This is a genomic window from Pseudomonas sp. PDM02, assembly GCF_014852285.1.
Lineage (GTDB): Bacteria > Pseudomonadota > Gammaproteobacteria > Pseudomonadales > Pseudomonadaceae > Aquipseudomonas > Aquipseudomonas migulae.
Map to the genome: position 1 here is coordinate 1 of NZ_JACVBL010000035.1, position 563 is coordinate 563.

The 563-nt window shown below is 60.4% G+C and carries 1 protein-coding gene; it reads right to left on the bottom strand.

The genetic code is table 11. The features are described from left to right. Positions 1 to 131 precede the first annotated feature (131 nt). Positions 132 to 563: hypothetical protein (locus IB245_RS29170; RefSeq protein WP_225610025.1), on the bottom strand; the 432-nt coding region annotated here is incomplete at its 5' end.

Genomic DNA, 563 nt, shown 5'->3' on the forward strand with positions numbered 1-563 from the left:
GGCTTGCTGCGGGCGGCGTTCCGACGATGGCGTCCGTCCAGCCAATACATACGTTGACTGACACACCGCTATCGTCGGAACGCCGCCCGCAGCAAGCCGGCTCCTACAGGGGAATGCGTAAGTGTCCGAAATTAGTGGGCCACCACAAGATCAAATGCGAAAGCCAAAGCCAAAGCCAAAGCCAAAGCCAAAGCCAAAGCCAAAGCCAAAACGAGGCGGCTTGCCAACCGACCTGTCTCATTGATCGTACGCATTCCCCTGTAGGAGCCAGCTTGCTGGCGATGGACGCCAACGATAACGAGGGCTGTTTGAATTAACGCGTCGTCCGGTCGTTTTTCGCGGGCAAGCCTCGCTCCTACAGGGAATCGCGTTTGCTTTTGATCTTCACCACTCATCAGGCCGAGCGTTAGCTCGCCTTCCGCTTTTGATCTGAGCGCCCCCTCGAGAGGCTGAGTGGAGGTTCTGCGTAGTGGGCAACCCGGCATGGATGCCGGGTTAGCCGCCCCCGGCCAGGGATGGCCGATGGCGGCGGGCCCACGGAGCAGGACCGGAGCGAGGGCATG